The 17,786-nt window shown below is 33.3% G+C and carries 6 protein-coding genes and 1 pseudogene; 5 read left to right on the top strand and 2 right to left on the bottom strand.

The annotated features are described in order from the left end of the window. Nucleotides 1-102: 102 nt before the first annotated feature. Nucleotides 103-3,330 carry an NACHT domain-containing protein gene (locus PC_RS03535; RefSeq protein ID WP_011175285.1) on the bottom strand — a complete coding sequence of 1,076 codons (3,228 nt, stop codon included), beginning with the start codon at nt 3,328-3,330 and terminating at the stop codon, nt 103-105. Nucleotides 3,331-3,797: 467 nt separating this feature from the next. Between PC_RS03535 and PC_RS03530 the strand changes: the two genes are divergently transcribed. Further along, a complete protein-coding gene (locus tag PC_RS03530; RefSeq protein WP_011175284.1) occupies nt 3,798-6,644 on the top strand; it encodes a pentapeptide repeat-containing protein in 2,847 nt (948 codons plus the stop codon). Between the two features lie 552 nt (nt 6,645-7,196). After that, nucleotides 7,197-10,022 carry a pentapeptide repeat-containing protein gene (locus PC_RS03525; RefSeq protein ID WP_011175283.1) on the top strand — a complete coding sequence of 942 codons (2,826 nt, stop codon included), beginning with the start codon at nt 7,197-7,199 and terminating at the stop codon, nt 10,020-10,022. Nucleotides 10,023-10,250: 228 nt separating this feature from the next. On the opposite strand, the gene PC_RS03520 is transcribed toward PC_RS03525, so the two are convergent. Continuing rightward, a complete protein-coding gene (locus tag PC_RS03520) occupies nt 10,251-10,394 on the bottom strand; it encodes a hypothetical protein (protein WP_181679042.1) in 144 nt (47 codons plus the stop codon). Between the two features lie 1,204 nt (nt 10,395-11,598). On the opposite strand from PC_RS03520, the gene PC_RS03510 reads away from it, so the two are divergent. The 3 genes and pseudogenes from PC_RS03510 to PC_RS03505 all read left to right on the top strand — a co-directional run bounded on the left by PC_RS03510 (nt 11,599) and on the right by PC_RS03505 (nt 17,773). Further along, complete coding sequence (locus PC_RS03510) at nt 11,599-14,346, top strand: pentapeptide repeat-containing protein (protein WP_011175279.1); 2,748 nt, start codon at nt 11,599-11,601, stop codon at nt 14,344-14,346. 126 nt (nt 14,347-14,472) lie between these two features. Continuing rightward, a pseudogene (locus PC_RS11075) lies at nt 14,473-14,905 on the top strand (IS1-like element transposase); the annotation flags it as partial. Nucleotides 14,906-15,166: 261 nt separating this feature from the next. Continuing rightward, nucleotides 15,167-17,773 carry an ATP-dependent Clp protease ATP-binding subunit gene (locus tag PC_RS03505; RefSeq protein WP_011175278.1) on the top strand — a complete coding sequence of 869 codons (2,607 nt, stop codon included), beginning with the start codon at nt 15,167-15,169 and terminating at the stop codon, nt 17,771-17,773. Nucleotides 17,774-17,786: the final 13 nt, after the last annotated feature.

Below are 17,786 nucleotides of genomic sequence, written 5' to 3'. Positions count from 1 at the left end.
AAGTTAAGCATTAAAAGCAGTTAACTTAAAATTAAAAATTAAAAAACACTCCTATTTTTTTGACACAAAATCGAAGTAATTTTTTAATTTTGCTTAATTACATTAACTTCTGTCGTTATCCCGTCTAATCCATTTAGTTAAGTTATACTTGTTATAAATTTCATCAAATCTTTTAGCGCGACCGAAATAATTACCAAACTGGGAAAAGTAGAGCTGGTAATCTCCGTGCATAAAAGCCCATTCTCCTTGGTTTTTTAAAATTAAACATTCTTTATAAAATTTTTCATGAGATTTCTTAAAGAATTTTTGAATAATTCCTTGTAAAGCGATATCCTCTTTTGTGCTTATTGAGGAGTTTGAAAGATCTTTGACATCTTCTTGTTGCTCAGCAATAGCTTGAAGTGGAATAGAGAAAATTTCATGCCTTTGCATGACTGCAGCTAACTGAGCAGAATACTTTAAAAATTCTTCAGGTCCAATAGGGAGGAGTTTTTCTTTAAGGCTTGATCGATAAGCTTGGACGCAGGCAAAAATGTCAAAGAAATGTTGCTCGATCTCCCCTTTCGTTTGTTGTCGAAAAATCTCTTCTATTTTTATATCCGATCTACTTTCCACAATCAAAGGCAAAACTTCGACGATGACATGCAATCTAAAAGGGTTGGTAATGAGTTTCCATAATTCGCTATCTTGTAGCTTTTTGAAAGTTTCCCGGTATTTTTCTGCAGTCCACGTAAGAAAAAGATTATTTTCTTCTTTTTGACGCTCTTGTGCAAATTTTTCTAGATAGTCAAAAATTTGTTGTTCGTCAAAAGGTGTTAAGATGAATTTTTGAATCGTTTTTCCCACAGGTTCAAAGCGTTTTGCATCATTCAGTCCTTTCTTACTGACAAAGATAACTTTGGCTATGTCTTTCTCTGCAAAGTTATTAGCTTCATACATGTTCATATTTTTGGTTTCACTAGGAAGCTTAAGAGGATTGATTTCATCCACAGCATCGCAAATAAATACTACTTTACGCTCTTTTAATTCATTTACCTGATCTGGAGTCATTCCGCGCAAAGCAAATGTCTCTTCTATAATTTTTTCAAGAGGATTATTTAAACTTCCTAAATAGGTATAAAAGGGAAAATAGCTGGTACTAGAATAATTTCTTAATAGCTCGTTGGTTAAAACTTTCATGGTAAGCGTTTTCCCCGCTCCCCCGTCTCCTTCTAGGTAAAGGACAGGTGTATTTTCAGTTTCGAAAAAGTTTTTTAAAGCTTTTTTTAAAGGAAATGAGTCAGAAAAGCCTTCGTCTTCCTGGACATTTGGAGAAATGTAATACACACTTTCTTTTTTAAGTTGATCATCTTTTTCTAATTGCTTCGAGATTTGTTTTAAAGCATTGAAAATAGGTATCTGTTTCACAGCTTGATCAAAAAGTTCATTTTGTGGTTTAGAAGCTGGGGAAAAGATCACATCTTGCAGGTTCAACTCTTTGAGGGCTTCTTCAGTTACGCGGCTCACTGCTGGATCGCCATGGGTCTTACAAGCTAATAAGTAGCCTCTGACAATTTCTAAAATCTGATTTCGTTGTTCATCTGACTCTAACTTAAAAGAAATGGGAGAATTAGGTTTTTCTTTACTCACATTATCTTGGTAAATGCGCTGCAAAAGCTGGATAGCGACCTTTTTTAAAGCAAGATCTCTTGGGACATGGGTAGGAATGTGAAGCACTTCTTTGAGTAAATTAACAAATCCAATAAGAAATAAAGGGTGGTGAAACACCCTCATTGCTTTTTTGCTAAAGCTTGCTTCTTGTGTATTTAATTTATCTAATTCACTAAAAAACTTTTCCGGTTTTTTAAAAAGGGTAAAACGCAAGGCAAGTAAACTAGTAAACCATTGTTTTTTGGAAAACCATTTTTTAAAGCGATAATCTCGGTAAGATATAACTTTTTTAAAATCCTCTAACGAATCAAATAAAGAAACTATGTGCCAAGGCTCAAAGATACTGACGCTATCGGCGATTTTGGCAAAACCGCGCAGAAGATAAAAAGTACGGGACAAAGTAGATTTAGCTGTATCTCCAACCGTTGTATCGTCTGAAATTTGAAGAAAGGAGTTTTTGCCGTAATGAGCAAGATAGTCCATCTCTAAGTTATTTTTTAAGTCTTTGCTCTTTGCTATTTCATTAATGGCTTTATAAGCACTGAGATAAACATCTTTGTTAACTCCTTGGACTTCTTGTATGATCATGGTTTCTAGCAAAGCAACGAGCGCTCTTAGGCGATTTTGAATGGAAGGGATGTTTTTAGAACCAGCCTGCGGGACCAAATTTTCTGTCAAAATCACTAAGATTTTTACTAAATCGTTCGCATCAAATTCGTCTAAAATTTTTGAGGAAAGAAAAACATTATCTTCTTCTGCATCCACCTGCTGCTGGTAAATTGTTTTTTGAAAATAGACCAGAATCTTCTTTAAAATTTTTACAATATTTTGATCGGTTAAAGGATTTTCTACAAAATGTTTGGTAACGCTCCTAAAAACGCGCATTTGGTCGTTTTGCTGCAATTTATCAAAGATATCAATCATCTCCTCGATGGCCTCTGAGCGAGGCTGTTGCATGTTAACAAAGGCGTCTACCATCTTCTTAAGCAATATAGCTATAATTGGATCTTGGGAGTTCCCCTGCTTGAGATATTTTACCAAGTCTTTTGTATGCTTAAGTGATGACAAAGAAAGAGACGATGAGTTTAAAGCAGATAAACATAAAGATTTTTCTCCGTCTTTTTGTTTTATCTGAATTCGAACAAATGATTCAAATTTTGTTAAAAAAAGATATCGAAGATCTTCTAAAGTAAATGTCTCCAAGAAACCCAAATCAAGAGCGATAGGCTTTGTTTTTCCTTTTTTATCTTGGAGAGTTGCTCGGCTTTCTTTAAGATTACTTGGGCATAAGTGTAAAATATAATTTTCCCCTCGCGAAGTCTTACCGGCGATTTCTACCATTACGTGAACAGGTTCTTTTGAGATAGCTTGTCCAAACTCTAGATTTAACTGCTTAACACTTTTTTGTTTTGTTAGGTTGATTTGAGGATGTTGTTGGAACATTTGACGGGAAATATTTGCTAAAAGCCAGTCAGTCGAATGGGTTTGAAAAGTTACCTTCCACATTTTCCATTCTGTTTTCTTGTCTGTTTTCACCTCTGCTTTCGCCGTGATTGCTTGCTTTAAAACTATACGCAACCGATATTCGTATTTGAGATGGCTAGGTACCCTACCATTTAGATGAAAAGTAATTAATGGTGTTTTAATAGAAGGTATGAAAGATATTGTAGGTTCTATCATGCTTTTCCTTAGGTTAGAATAATACGTACGTATATAAGCCTTTGAACCAGGGTTTTTACGTTTGATTTACGGATAAAAATTTTTAAATTTTATCTTCCGCTCTTTTTCTAATAATTGGCAATCTTTTTTTTGAATTTCCATGAAAAGAAAGAGCACGGCATAAGATAAGGGCAAGGCAAAATAATCTTAAAACTTTAGCTCAAAATAAATTTTCCTAAATTTGGCAGAGAGGGTAGTAAATGAGTTTACTTTAATATTCTCAAAACATAAGAACTCATTTTAAAAACAGATCTTTTCAAGTTGTTCCCTGCTGGTGCAGCCCTTGTTAATTAATATTTGACAAGAAATTCTTTAAATCATACGAATAATCAAATAAAAAAAATGAATTGCTTTATTTTAGTATAGTTTACTACCCCACAATAGTTGAATAAATCTTTTCCCATCCCTCTTTTTAGGAGAATTATACGATGCTGCTTTCCTCTAGCATAGATTCTAATATTAATTCTAAGATTTTTGTAGATAACAAACAAAATCCCTCATTCCCTTCTCCTTTAGCTATAAAAATTGGGTTAGAAATATTCAAATATTTGGAATCGCTAGATCAAAAGCAAACTAGGCTAGTGTGTAGGAAATGGAAGCAGCTAATCGATAAAGTACATATTGTTGAAAGATATAATATAAGGCTTATGAATGGGGCCGAGGTGAGACAAGAAGCTACTAATTGCTTAAGCAAATATAAAAAATTAAAAATAGAACAGCGCTTTTTTTTAATGATTGTCAAACTTTCGAAAGATTGCATAAAAATAAAGGTCGCAGCTGCAAATGCCTTGATGATTTTAAAAAAAACCAATTTTTCTTTTGTCGGCTCTGATTTTAGAGGGATTCAAGCCCCTGGTGTTAGGCTTGCCCGGGCAAATTTGAATAAAGCTAATTTCTCGGGAGCGAATCTAGAAGGGGCGGATTTTACTGGCTGCTCCTTAGAAAACGTTATTCTTGATGGCGCGGAGCTTAAAGACGTCCAGTTTGGCCAGCTCCCTTATTTAAATCATCTAAGCAATATACTCGCTATGGCTGTGTCTCCTGATGGCAAGCATTTGGCTTCCGTTGATTGGGACAGTTTCTATATTTGGAATTTGGAAACTTTTGAAGCTCAAACGCAAATATTGGCGACAAGAGTTAATCCAAAGTCGGCGTTCCCTAAGTACAATTTTCTCCAGTTTTTTCAGAATGGCCAATTTCTTTTCAGAGCATCGTGCATGGAAAAAGATAAATTGCTTCGTAAAAGGGATGGGAAAATTGAAATATGGAAAACTAATCCTCTAACAATGATCAATTCACTGCTTATTGAAAATATTGAATTTTTTTCCTTATTGGCTCTTACTCAAGATGAAAAAATGCTTATTACTGTAGGCATAAAAGACCAGTTTTCTCCTATGCCAAAAATAGAAATTTGCCTTTGGCAAATAAATTTTAATACCCTCCATATTCCTCAACTTCAACCAAAGCCAGTCAAAAAAAAAATAATAATGGGCTTCTCGGTAATTGCTAGCCGCTATGCCCCTAAAAATTCTATTATCGCTATTCTTGTAATAGAACATGCGAGAGAATGCTTAAGAGGAGAATGTGTCAAATTTTATACCCTCCCTGATTTAGAAGAAGTAAAACAAGGTTTGGTATTTCAGCTATCTGAAAAGAAGAAAATAGCGCCAGGCAATATAATGTTCTATGATATGATATTTACTCCGCAAGAAAGCCATTTTGTCATAATAAATAGGGCTATAGCTGGGGAAAGTAAAAGTGAAGTACATAGTTGGAGTACAAAAAATAATCAAAAAAAATTTTTATTTTTTGAAGAAGGTACTATAACCCACCTCCAATTTTTGTCAGATAACTCACAAATGGCCTACTTTATAACTAGCGGGCGTCATGGTATAACCTTTTTTCGCATACGTGACAAAGATTTCAAATTAAAGTTCAGCGAACGGTTAAGCTTAAAGAATTCTGATGATTGCGATAATTATAAAGATACACTACACTTTATTTCTAATGGTCAGTTTGTCTTCCAGTCTAAAATAAAACAAATTTCTATTGCTTCTTTAAAAGCTTTTGTGGGCAAAAAAGAATTTCCTCTATCTCTTCGTGATATGTATTTTTCCCCAGATGAGCAAAAAGTCTTTCTCTGGAGTTATGAACACCGAAATACTTACTGGCCTAATCTAGAAAACACCTACATTCTTCATAAAGTTGAAAATAAGCTCTATACCTATCAAACTTTTAATGGGAAAAAACTTAGAAACAAAAAATTACCGAAGCCTTTTTCTGCACCGAGATGGTTCGAGGATTGGGGTTGCCGTCTCTCTTCTAATGCCCAATATTGTATTCGAACATGCCCCTCCGAAAGCAATGGCAAAAACAAAATTACTATTTCTCAAGTTGAAAATGAAAAAGTACAAGCTTCATATGCAGGATCTTTTTTAACTTATTCATTATCAAAAGATAATCGTTATCTTGTCTTTATTTACCAAAACCAATTCAAGCTAATTGAAATAGATTTCGAAAAACATAATCAATTAGTGGACATGGATTCCACGCAACAAAAACTTGCTGTTTCTCTTCCTTGTCTTTTGGGCAAAGAAAAAATTAAATATACTCTTTCTGATCATGTTTTTCCCGTCACAACTCTTGCTTTAAGCAATATTGAAACAGGACAAATCAGCATATGGGAGATTAATTGGGAAGCCAAACAAGTACAAGAGGTGTTTCAGTGTTTAACGAAATTGTTTTCCACTGAATTTTGCTTGTATGGTCAATCCAACTTTTATTTTCAACAATCCAAGTTCTATTTTCAAGAGAATGAACAAGCTCTTGTTGTATGGGACAAAAAAACGCATAGTAAGCAAACCATCAAGTCAAAAACTCAGTTCATTGATTTTGTTACATCCCACGATGGGGTCTGGATGGTAACTATTGAAAAAATAGTAATTTCAATGCATAAGGGAAAATTTTTCGAAGATAAATCCAGGTTTTGCTTAGTAAATTTAGATCAAAGGAAAAGACTTGATCACTTCATCCTTCCTTTTGGTCGTTCAATAATCCGACTTTCACCACAAGGTAAGTTTTTAATTGTTAACCATATGAGTGATTTTGAAGAATTAAGTATATGGAAAATAAAGAAAGGAAAATTTCAACTTTTATGGAAGACTCCTCATTATTTAAACGTAAGGGGATTGAGTTTAAAGAATACACAAAATTTGGATGTAAAAAATACTTTATTGCTTTATGGGCTTAAAAATCGGGTTTCAGAAGAACTCTAATAGAGGAAATCATAAAGTATATCATTAGTTAATTCCCTTTAGAGACCTGTTTCTTTTTCTATGGTTAGCATTAAGTTAAAGAATGAATGCCCTTTCTTCTTATTAAAGCTTATTTTGCAAGAAATAGTTTTATTGAACACTTTTCAACAAGCTTGGTTTTCTTTCATTCGATATATGCAAATTACGAATCTAATCTATTCAAGTAGTGTCATCGTGTTTTAAACTATCTAACAGAAAGTAAAATACTGCATTTCAATCTCCTTTATTGAACCTATTTTTTTATAATAATTACGGGAATTTAAAACTAAACTTGATAACAAAAATATAACTAAATTTTTGCTAAGGAAAATACATTAAATTTAAAAACATTAGATTTTTTTGAAAGTAACTTAAAAATTATAAGTATCCCTAAAGAAAAATAAAGAAATTAAAACTTTGTCCTTTCAAATATAAAAATTTAATTTTAAATAAAACTCTTATTTAGTCTAGTTTATATACCACGCAAACAGTTGAATAAATCCTTCCTCACCCTCTTTTTAGGAGAATTATACGATGCTGCTTCCCTCTAACATAGATTCTAATATTAATTCTAAGATTTTTGTAGATAGCGAACAAAATCCCTTATTTCCTTCTCCCTTAGCTACAAAAATTGGGTTAAAAATATTCAAATATTTGGAATCGCTAGATCGAGAGCAAGCTAAGCTAGTGTGCAGAAAATGGAAACAGCTGATCGATAAAATACATATTATTGAAAGGTATAATACAAAACTTATGAATGCGGCCGAGGTAAGACAGGAAGCTACTCATTATTTGCGAAACTCTAAAAAATTAAAAGCAGAGCAACGCTTTCTTTTAACAATTGTTAGGCTCTCGAAAGATTGCATAAAAATAAAGGTCGCAGCTGCAAATGCCTTGATGATTTTAAAAAAAACCAATTTTTCTTTTGTTGGCTCTGATTTTAGAGGGATTCAAGCCCCTGGTGTTAGGCTTGCTCGGACAATTTTGGATAAGGTTAATTTCTTGGGAGCAAATTTAGAAGAGGCGGACTTTACTGACTGCTCCTTGGAGGACGCTATTCTCGATGGTGCGGAACTTAAAGACGTCCAATTTGGCCAGCTCCCTTATTTAAACCATCAAAGCAATGTACTCGCTATGGCTGTGTCTCCTAATGGCAACCTTTTGGCTTCCGTTGATCAAAATAATTTCTATGTCTGGAATCTGGAAACTTTCGAAGTTGAAAAGCAGCCCTTGGAAATAAAAAGTCCTCAAACTTTTCCCCAGTTTCTTCCACTGGAAACAGAAAATACTCAGCAAACTTTTCTCCAGTTTTTTCAAAATGGTCAATTTTTCTTTAAAGCATCTAGTAAGAAAGAAGGAAAGGCGCCCCAAAAAGCAAGAATTGAAATATGGAAAACCACACCCCTAGAAATGTCCAATTCATTAGTTATTGATGATATTGACTCTTTTTCGTTATTGGCCCTTAGTCAAGATGGAAAAACGCTTATTACTGTAACCACAAAAAAAGTTAAAGGGTTTTATGGAGAATTGTATTTTGATAAAAAAACAGAAATTCGCCTTTGGCAAATAGACTTTAATGACCAAAATCTTCCTCAAATTATCCCTGTCAAGACAAAAACAATAACAGGTTCAGCACAGGAGTGTAGCTATGCTCCCAAGACCTCTATTATCGCTATTATTATCGCTTTTAATGCTTCTTTCCCTAACAGTCTTAAACTTTATACCCTTCCAAACTTAGAAATTAAACAGGAGTGGGCATTAAAATCATTAGAAGAAAAGAGAAAATTCCTAAACAGTATGATATTTACTCCTCAAGAGAACCAGCTTATTATAAATATTGTTACCAAAACAGATAAAATTAAAAGCAAAGTATATTCTTGGAATATAAAAAATAAGCAAAAAAAGAAACTATTTTCTGAAGAACATCCTATAAAAGACCCCCAATTTTTGCCAGACAGCTCACGAATAGCTTACTTTGTAGCCAAAGGACATGAAACTTTTTTTTGCATACGTAACAAAGATTTTAAATTAAATTTTAGTGAACGGTTTTCTAACTTCAGCTATAGGTATAGGATTATAGCTCAAAGTTTTATTTCCAATGGCCAATTTATCTTCCGACCTAAAATCAACCAAATTTCTATTACTCTTTTAAAAACTTTTGTAGGCAAAAAAGAACTTCCTCTATCTATTCGTGATATGTATTTTTCCCCGGATGAGCAAACAATCTTTTTATGGAATTATAATAGTGACGTTCGCGGTTCTCCAATAAACAATTTTTTTAGCAATACTGAAAATAAGCTCTATACCTATCAAACCCTTAATGGGAAAAGACTTGGGTATAAAAAATTACCAACATCCTTTTCTGAGTTAACATGGGGGCGGGGTTGTCAGCTTTCTTTTGATGCTCAATATTGTATTCGAAAGTATTTTCCTGAAAGCAATGGCAAAAACAAAATTACTATTTCTGAAGTTGAAAATGAAAAAGTACAGGCTTCATATGCAGGATCTTTTTTAGATTATTTTTTATCAAAAGATAATCGTTACATCGTCTTTATTTATCAAAACCAACTTAAATTAATTAAAATAGATTTTAAAAAACACGATCAATTAGTAAACGTCGATACCACAGAACAAAATCTTATTGTTTTATCTCTCTTTCTTTTGAGCAAAGAAAAAGTTGTATATACTTTTTCTGATCCTTTATTTCCCATTACAACTCTTGCCTTAAGGAGTGTTGAAACAGGAAATATCAGCTTATGGGAGATTAATTGGGAAACTCAACAATTACAAGGGTTGTTTCTGTGGTCCACGGAATTACCTTCTCCTAATTTTTGCGTGTTAGGTATACCGAAGTTATGTTTTCAAAAATCAAAGTTCTATTTTCAAAAGAATAATCGAACTCTTGCTATATGGAATAAAGAGACATTTAGTGAGGAAAACATCAAGTTGAAAAATGAGTTAATTGATTTTCTTGTATCCCAGGATGGCCTTTGGATGATGACTATTGAAAAACTAGTAAGTTCAATGCATGATAGCGTCCTTTCCGAAGGTAAATCCAAGTTTCGCTTATGGAATTTAGAACAAATGAAAAAACTCGATCATTTCACTCTTCCTTTTGGTCGTTCAATGATCCGACTGTCAACACGCGGTAATTTTTTGATTGTTAATCACAGTACTAGTGATTTTGCAGAATTAAGTATACGAAAAGTAAAGAAAGGAAAATTTCATCTTTTGTGGAAAACTTCCCAATATTTAAACGTAAAGGGATTAAGTTTAAAGAACACACAAAATTTAGATGCAAAAAATACCTTATTGCTTACTCAATTGCAAAATAAGAAAGTTTTAGATGAAAATATTTAAAATTATTTCTAAGAATATGCGAAAGCTTTTGAATTATTGTTTTTCTTAAAAACAAATCCCAATAAGAGACTTTCCATCCATTATGATTTTTAATTTTTTTTATACAATTATCCAAATTGCATTAAATTTAAAACTTTTATTCAAAATTTTATTTAAAATTGAACTAAGGATGTGCGCAAAGATCAAAAAAAACATTTATTTGCGTATTTCCTAATAAACATTTAGGACTTATTTTTTCTTGTTTTGTTTTTCTTTAGCATAATCAAGTCCTGCGTCAACAGCCATCATAAGACCTGGGAAAGCTAATTCACCGCTCCATAACTTAGCTTGCGGAATTGGAAGGACACATAAGAACAAACCGCATGAAGACATTGTAACACCAAAAGCAACCTTAATATGTATCTCAACGAGCATGTTCTTGCTTTTCTTCTGTTTTGCTTTGATTTTTTTTGAAAATTATCAGGTTCTTAAAAATTTTATAGCCTTTTTGGATGATGTCATTTTGAACTTGTTTCAATCCATTTTCGATCGAAATTGATTGACCTACGTAATGTCCGATTTCGCTTTATAAATCTAACATTAAATCAATCATTGTATCTAGATTAGATTTTTTTCTTGTTTCCAAAGATTTTCAACGATTTTTCAAGCCTTATTATCAAAGCTAACTGATCATCGACATGTTACCATTTTTTTGACAATAGCCGACAGAGGTAAACTAAACGTTGTTATCCGTAGCATCAATAAGAATAGAAAATATTAACCATAAAACATCCTTTTGAATGATTGAACTAGTTTGTATGTTATATTTTTTTAAAAATTTGAGTATGTGCTGATTAATAAAAGGTGCCTTTATATAACACGCTCCTATTACTCCTAAGAATATTGCTAAATTATACCAGTTAAAAATTTCTGTCCAATCGCCACTAAAAACAATAGAGGAAATTATAAAGTATATCATTACTTAATTCCCCTTTAGAGACCTGTTTCTTTTTCTATGATTAACATTTAATTAAAGAATGAATGCCCTTTCTTCTTATTAAAGCTTATTTTGCAAGAAATAGTTTTATTCAACACTTTTCAACAAGCTTGGTTTTCTTTCATTCGATGTATGCAAATTACGAATGTAATCTATCCAAGTAATGTCACCGTGTTTTAAATTATCTAACAGAAATTAAAATACTGCATTTTAATCTCATTTATTGAATCTATTTTTTATAATAATTATGAGAATTTAAAGCTAATACTTATAACAAAAACATAACTAAATTTCTACTAAAGGAAATACATTAAATTTAAAAACATTAGATTTTTTTGTAATTAACTTAAAAATTATAAGTATCACTAAAGAAAAAATAAATAAATTAGAGCTTTGTCCTTCCAAATATAAAAAATTAATTTTAAATAAAACTTTTAGATTCCGTCTCCCTAGATAACTCTTGTTAATGTTTGACAAGAAATTCTTTAAATTATACGAATAATCAAATAAAAAATGAATTGTCTTATTTTGGTATAGTTTATCACCCTCACAATAGTTAAATAGAACTTTTTCTCATCCTCTTTTTAGGAGAATTATACGATGCTGCTTCCCTGTAACATAGTTACTAACATAAATTCTACGATTTTTGTAGATAACGAACAAAATCCTTTATTTCCTTCTCCTTTAGCTATAAAAATTGGGTTAGAAATCTTCAAATATTTGGAATCGCTAGATCGAGGGCAAGCTAGGCTAGTGTGTAGGACATGGAAGCAGCTGATTAATAAAGTAGATATTATTGAAAACTATAATATAAGTCTTAAGAGTTCGGCTGGGGTAAGACAAGAAGCTACGCATTATTTGCAAAACCCTGAAAAATTAAAAGCCGAGCAGCGCTTTCTTTTAACAATTATTAGGCTCTCGAAAGATTGCATAAAAATAAAGGTCGCAGCTGCAAATGCCTTGATGATTTTAAAAAAAACCAATTTTTCTTTTATTGGCTCTGATTTTAGAGGAATTCAAGCCCCTGGTGTTAGGCTTACCCGGGCAATTTTGGATAAAGCTAATTTCTCAGGAGCGAATCTAGAAGGAGCGGATTTTACCGCTTGCTCCTTGGAGGACGCTATACTTGATGGCGCGGAGCTTAAAGACGTCCAGTTTGGGCAACTCCCTTATTTAAACCATCAAAAAAATGTACTCGCTATGGCTGTGTCTCCTAATGGCAAGCATTTGGCTTCCGTTGATCAAAATAATTTCTATGTCTGGAACCTGGAAACTTTTGAAGTTGAAAAGCAACTATTGGAAATAGAAAGTCCTCAGCAAAATTTTCTCCAGTTTTTTCAAAATGGTCAATTTCTCTTTAAAGCAACTAGTAGGAAAGGAGGGAAAACACCACACAAAGCAAGGATTGAAATATGGAAAATCACACCCTTAGAAATGATTAGCCAATCGATTATCGGAGATAATGACTCTTTTTTGTTATTGGCCCTTACTCAAGATGAAAAAACACTTATTAGTGTAGCCGTAAAAGATGATGAAGAATTTTCTAATGGGAAAACAGAAATTTGCCTTTGGCAAATAGACTTTAGTGAACAAAATCTTCCCCAACTTACGCTAGTTAGAAAAAAAATAACAAAAGGTTTAGCACAGGAGTGTAGCTATGCTCCCAAAACCTCTATTATTGCCCTATATGTTTTAGAGAAAAGCTGTATCGAATTTTATTCTCTTCCTGACTTAGAAATTAAGCAGGAAAAGACATTAAGGCGGCTATTAGGAGAAAAGGGAAAATTCATAAGCAATATGATATTTACTCCCCAAGAGAACCAGCTTATTATAAATATCCTTACTGGAATTGATAAAATTGATAGTAAAGTTAAAAGCAAAGTATATTTTTGGAATATAAAAAATAAGCAAAAAAAATTTTTGTTTTTTGAAGAACATCCTATAAAAAATCTCCATTTTTTGCCAGATAGCTCACAAATTGCCTACTTTACAGTTTACAACCATAATGCAACCTTTTTTCACATTCGCGACAAAAATTTTAAACTAAAGTTTAGAGAACGATTTAACTCAAATGATATACTTGGAAGTAAAATTTTAGGTTTTATTTCCAATAGTCAATTTATCTTCCGACCTAAAATCAAACAAATTTCTATTACCCCCTTAAAAACTTTTGTGGGTAAAAAAGAATTACCTCTGTCTATTCACGATATGTATTTTTTTACAAATGAACAAACAATCTCTGCTTGGCATTATGCTTATGATTTACATTATTCCTCAGAAGACTTCTTTTTTAAAATTATTGAAAATAAACTATATAGTTACCAAATTTTTAATGGGAAAAATCTTGGGTATAAAAACTTACCTATACATTTTTCTAAACCAATTTTGAATTGGAATTGTCAGCTTTCTTCTGATGCTCAATACTGTATTCGAACGTATCCTTCTAAAAGCAATGGCGAAAACAAAATTACTATTTCCCAAGTTGAAAATGAAGAAATACAGGCTTCATATACAGGATCTTTTTTAAGTTATTTTTTATCAAAAAATAATCGTTACCTCGTCTTTATTTATCAAAACCAACTTAAATTAATTGAAATAGATTTCAAAAAATACGATCAATTAGTAGACGTCGATTCCACAGAACAAAAACCTACTGTTTTTTGTCCCTTTCTTTTGAGCAAAGAAAAAATTGAACATACTTTTTCTGATCCTTTATTTCCCATCACAACTCTTGCCTTAAGAAGTGTTGAAACAGGACAAATTAGCTTATGGGAGATTAATTGGGAAACTCAACAAATACAAGAGCTAATTCAGTGGTCAACGGAATTACCCTCCACTAATTTTAACTGGTTAGGTCAATCGAAGTTCTATTTTCAACAATCGAACTTCTATTTTAAAAAGAATAAACAAACCCTTGGTATATGGAACAAAAAAACGCGTAGAAAGCAAACCATTAAGTTTAAAAATAAGTTAATTGATTTTGTTATATCCCAGAATGGCCTTTGGATGGTGACTATTGAAAAACTAGTAAGTTCGATGAACGAAAGCGTTTTTTCCAAAAATAAATCCAAGTTTTGCTTATGGAATTTAGATCAGAAGAAAAAGCTTGATCAGTTCATTCTTCCTTTTGGTCAATCAATGATCCAACTTTCACCAGATGGTAAGTTTTTGATTGTTAATCATAGGATTGATTTTGCAGAATTAAGTGTACGGAAAGTAAAGAAAGGAAAGTTTCATCTTTTATGGAAAACTCCCCATTATTTAAACGTAAAAAAATTGAGTTTGAAGAATACACAAAACTTGGATAAAATAAACGCTTTATTGCTTTCTCAATTACAAAATGAATAAGTATTTGATGAAAATAGGTAGTGCTAAATAAGTAAGGCTATTTTAATAAACTAATTTAATTGAATAGATTAATTGTCCTAATTCAAGTGAAGAAAAGCAGTGAAATGTACACACTGAGGATCCGATTTGGTAAAGAAGAAAGGCGATACAGGAAAGGAAAAGCAAAATTTTTGCTGTTTAAAGTGTGGCAAACAATGGAGCGAAAACAATGAAACTAAAATCATTAATGAACAAACAAAGGAATTTGTTAGAAAAGCTTTTTGAGAAAAGGTGCCTCAATAGAATTTGTAGAATCTTTGATGTAAAGATGCCATAGCTGCTGCGTTTATAGATTTCATTAACAAAGTTTTACCTGAGTATTTAAATACACGAGTTACTTACTATGAGAACGATGAGTTGGAAAATGACCAGTGGTTATGGCTCGTCTTCCATAAAAAGTCACCAAGTACTTGCTAGGTAAGTGGTCCTCTAGATAAAAACTGCTGAGCTTTTTTTTGTAAAATTACCTGAATCTCTAAATAAAGCTCTCTATTTCAACGATAAATTTAATGTCTATTTTATCTAATGCCTTTGAATTCTAAAATAAAACAATCCTTAGTAACAATAACTTGCTTAAGCTTGTTTTATGATACAATTTTTTTAAAGAAAAGAAAGCTCGTAAACGATAAAAAAACTGGCTTTGCGATTTGAGTGGATTTTTTTTAAGTAAAGTTATTTACTTAATAGTCAAAGATTAGATGAGCGAGTGATTGTTCGCTTGCTTTAGTTTTTGGACAATGAGATTGCGATCAAACTTTTTTCTTAATCATTGGAGTGAAAGATGAATCAAAATTTCACAGATCATGTTGCGGAAGCTATTCAAGCCGCTTTTGCAGAAGCACAACGTTTAAATCACACAGAAGTTACTGAAAATCACCTGCTATGGGCTTTTCTCAAAGATAAAGAAGGATATTTTTACTCGCTTTTAAATGGGCTGGGGACAAATCCGCAAAAATTATTTCAAGAGACTGAAAACAATATTCACCATTTACCAACTTACTCGGGTGGAGGGCAAGCCCCAAATCCTTCCAGAAGCCTACAAAGTCGCATTGTCGATGCTCAAAATATCGCTCAAAGCTGGAAAGATACTTATACGAGCAGCGATCATTTTTTAATCTCTTATTGGAAAAATGGTGGAGATCCTTTTGCTTCTTGGAAAAAGAAAACTACTATCTCTTTAGAAAAGCTGGAAGAACAAATAAAAAAAATTCGAGGTGATCGTCATATGGACTCTCCTAGCTCCGAATCAAATTTACAAGCTCTAGAAAAATATTGCAAAAATCTCACAGATCTGGCTCGTCAAGGTAAGCTCGACCCTGTGATTGGAAGAGATGAAGAAATTAGACGAACCATGCAAGTTTTGTGTAGACGAACCAAAAATAATCCTATGCTTATTGGAGATCCGGGAGTTGGTAAAACAGCGATTGCTGAAGGATTAGCTCAACGCATAGTCCAGCAAGATATTCCCGATTCTTTAAAAAATAAACAGCTACTTGCGTTGGATATGGGAAGTTTAATTGCCGGTACAAAGTACCGAGGAGAATTTGAAGAAAGGCTGAAAGGTATTTTACAAGACATTGAGAAAAGCGAAGGGCAGATCATCCTTTTTATTGATGAAGTGCATACTTTAATTGGAGCTGGCGCGACAGATGGAGCGATGGATGCCGCCAATTTATTGAAACCCGCACTTGCGAGAGGTATTTTACATTGCATCGGAGCGACTACCCTTAACGAATATCAAAAATACATTGAAAAGGATGCTGCTCTTGAAAGACGCTTTCAACTTGTCTTAGTTAATGAACCAACTATAGAAGACTCGATTGCAATTTTGAGAGGTTTAAGAGAAAGATATGAAATTTACCATGGGGTGCATATCACAGAGTCTGCGATCCACGCTGCCGTGTTATTGTCTTCTCGCTACATTACAGATCGTCGTCTGCCCGACAAAGCAATCGATTTGATCGACGAATCAGCTAGCTTAATTCGTATGCAACTCGGAAGCCGCCCTCTTCCCATCGACAATAAAGAACGAGAGCTGGCGGGCCTAATTGTGGAACAAGAAGCGATGAAACGAGAAAGCACTCCCCTAGCTAAAAATGAAGTAGAAAAATTAGAAGGGCGCATTGCTCAAATCAAGGAAGAACTGAAAATTTTACGTGAGCAATGGGATCAAGAGAAAAAAATTATCGAATCTTTAAAAGAGAAAAAAGACAAACTTGAGAAATTGCGTTTTGAAGAAGAAGCTGCAGAACGTAAAGCCGACTATAACCGTGTAGCAGAGCTGCGCTACAATTTGATCCCTCAACTACAAAAAGAGATTGAAGAGGCACAGACTCAGCTTAATAACAAACCTAATAGACTTTTGCAGGAAGAAGTAGACGAGTCCCTCATTGCTCAAATCGTTTCTAAATGGACGGGTATCCCCGTTCATAAAATGTTAGAGGGTGAAGCTGAGCGTCTCTTACATCTTGAAAACGAACTTGAAAAAAGAGTTGTTGGTCAAGAAATAGCTGTTTCAGCTGTGAGTGAAGCAATTCGTCGTTCAAGGTCTGGACTAAGTGATCCTAATCGGCCAATGGGTGTTTTTCTTTTCCTGGGTCCGACAGGCGTTGGCAAAACAGAGCTTGCTAAAGCGTTAGCTTTTCAATTGTTTAACCAAGATGAAGCATTGATTCGGCTAGACATGTCTGAATACATGGAAAAACACACGGTTTCTAAATTGATTGGCTCCCCTCCCGGGTATATTGGGTATGAGGAAGGAGGGCAATTAACAGAGGCGCTGCGAAGAAGGCCTTATGCCGTTGTTCTGTTTGATGAGATTGAAAAAGCTCACCCTGATGTATTTAATATTTTACTTCAGGTGTTCGATGATGGACGCTTAACAGATAGTAAAGGGCGTGTAGTCAATTGTAAAAATGCCCTCTTCATCATGACATCAAATATTGGATCTGACCTCTTATTAGAAAAGATGGAGCAAAACAAACAAGGCCTTGCTAAAGACGAAATTATGTTGGTCTTAGATCCTGTAATCAAAAAACATTTCCGCCCAGAATTTATTAACCGCTTAGACGATATTCTTCCTTTTGTTCCTCTACGTGAACATGATATGGAAAAAATTGTCGTCATTCAACTGAATTTACTTGCTAAGCGTTTAAAAGATCGAGATGTCGAATTAATGTGGACACCTCAAGCATTGGCACACTTAGCCAAAGAAGGATATGATCCTCATTTTGGAGCACGTCCATTAAAAAGGTATATTCAGCAAGAAGTTATTAATCAGTTATCGACTGCAATCTTGGAAGGTAAAATTCCTCCTCATAGCCATATCAAACTTGAATTGGAAGGAAACACAATTCGATTTAAATCGTTTGCTGGAGGAAAAAATTAAATATTTCCCTATT

Origin of the sequence: Candidatus Protochlamydia amoebophila UWE25 (assembly GCF_000011565.2) — a bacterium.
Classification (GTDB): domain Bacteria; phylum Chlamydiota; class Chlamydiia; order Chlamydiales; family Parachlamydiaceae; genus Protochlamydia; species Protochlamydia amoebophila.
The sequence above is the reverse complement of the archived record's forward strand: the minus strand, read 5'-3'. Positions and strand labels throughout refer to the sequence as shown.